Origin of the sequence: Campylobacter concisus, from assembly GCF_002913045.1 — a bacterium.
Lineage (GTDB): Bacteria > Campylobacterota > Campylobacteria > Campylobacterales > Campylobacteraceae > Campylobacter_A > Campylobacter_A concisus_AP.
Genome location: NZ_PPAF01000006.1, coordinates 1 through 2,241, shown reverse-complemented (window position 1 = coordinate 2,241; position 2,241 = coordinate 1). Strand labels below are relative to the sequence as shown.

Annotated in this window: 1 protein-coding gene; it reads left to right on the top strand. The window is 39.1% G+C overall.

Translation table 11 applies throughout. The features are described from left to right. On the top strand, positions 1 to 2,241 hold a 2,241-nt coding region (locus CYP43_RS09435), incomplete at both ends, for a hypothetical protein (protein WP_180998623.1).

The window sequence follows — 2,241 nt, the reverse complement described above, 5'->3', positions numbered from 1 at the left end:
GCATAGATGCTTTATCTCTAGCAGCAGGTGGAGATAATAGCTTTGGTGTAAGTGGAGGAAGTGCTGTTGGGGCTGGAGCAATAGAACCTACTTTACCAGCAGGAAGTATAAAAATTCCTTTGTCAGCATATGTAGGAGAGAGTACATCTTCTAGACTATTAGCTTCATTTTATAACTCTATACCTAATGGATATCATGTATATAGACATACTGATGGTAGAGATTATCTAACTCCTGATGATCCTACTACTCCTAGTGCATTCCAACATAAAGACGGTTGGTATGTAAGCAATGATGGTAAACTAGCTATTGGTCAAGATGATGCTAAAGACCTAGCAGTAACTAGCACAGCAAAAGCTTCAAACTATCCAGATGATGGCTCAGTAGCTAAGATAGTAAATCCTAATCCAAGTTTAAGAGTGTTTGGATCGGATAATATAGATAATATAACCGTAGACGGTGCACAAATAGCGTCTGTGCTTGGAGGAGTTGGAAACGATAACGTTGATCTCAAAAACGGTGCCAAAGTCTTTGGCGTTTCCGGCGGTTCAGGAAGCGATAATATAACCGTAGAGGGTGGCTCAAAAGTAGATACATTACTAGGTGATAATAAAACTAAAAATGATGTACATGAAAAAGCATATCAAGCAAGCCAAGGAAAAAATATAGATATAGAAGATAACGGTGCTGCTGGTGATACCATAAAAGTAAGCGGAAACGGAACGCAGGTCAGATTCATAGGCGCCGGCAACGGAGACGACGATATAACCGTGGATAAAGGCGCAAAAGTAGGTCTTATACAGGCCGACGAAGGAAACGATAAGGTAACCGTAAGCGATAGCGGAACTTACGTTAGCGGTATAAACGGTAGAGGCGGCGATGACGAGATATTGGTAGAAAAAGGCGCTAAAGTAGACGGTATAGTCGGAAGATGGGGTAACGACAAAATAACCGTAAAAGATACCGGTACCGTCGTAACTGAAAACATAGAGGGTAACGAAGATAGCGATACTATTAAAATTTTAGACGGCGCAAAAGTAAAAGGATACGTTAGTGGCGGACGTGGCGAAAGCCCTAGCATATATGGCGGAGCTACAGATTCTGATAAGGATAACATTACTGTTGAAAACTCTACTGTTGAGGGAGTCGTAGAAGGCGGTATATGGGGCGGTAATGATGGAATGAAAATTAAAAATTCTCATATAGGCGGAATATCTGGTGGAAATGGCGAAAATAAGATAGATATTTCAAATGTTACTAATTTAGATGCAAAGACTATTTGGGGCAATAAATTTAAAGATACCGTAAATATTGACGGAACGCTAAAAAATTCTACCATTATAACTGTTGAGGGCGAGGATACAGTTAACATTAATGCTGGTGCGATAATAGATAAGATTGATATAAATACGGGAGCTGACAAAGATACTGTAAATATCAATGCTAATATTACCGCTGATGTTGGTAAGCAATCAAATATTACGACCGAGGGCGGTATAGATACTGTAAATATCGCTAGTGGAGTAACGCTAACTCGTACTGTTATTAGCACGGGTGCTGGAGAAGAAACTATAAAGATCAATGCTGGTAAAACAGGCGTTACAGATCGTATAACATTTGAAGGATCTTCTTTGGATACTGGAGCTGATAAAGATATAGTAGAAATCACAAATACTATGTTCAAAAAGGGTAGTAACGGTGAACTATCTAATCTAAGTACCGGTGACGGCAATGATGAAATTACTATAAAAAGTGGAACTATTTTTCAAGAAGCATCTTATATACAAGCTGGAGATGGCAATGATACTATAACGCTAGAAAGTGGTGCTAAATTTATCGGCGGTAACGTATATGCACATGAAGGCAACGACAAGGTATACGTTAATGGAGCAGAATTCAAAGATGGTGGCGTAAATGGTGGAGCAGGTAATGATGAAATTTACGTTAATGCTGGTTCGAAATTTGATCATGGCTATATAAATAGCGAAATCGGTGATGATAAGATCTTTATCAAAAAAGGCGCAAACTTAATGAATGACACAAAAATCGAAGCCGGAGCAGGCACCGATGAGATCACGATAGAAAAGGGTGCGATCTTGAATGATACAAAAATCGACGGCGGAGCCGGATTTGATACATTAAAAGTAGCTGACAATAGCATAGACTTTAGCCATGTTAAAAATATCGAAAAACTAGATATGACTAATGGAGAAAAGACAACCTTAACTCTTACAGCTGGCA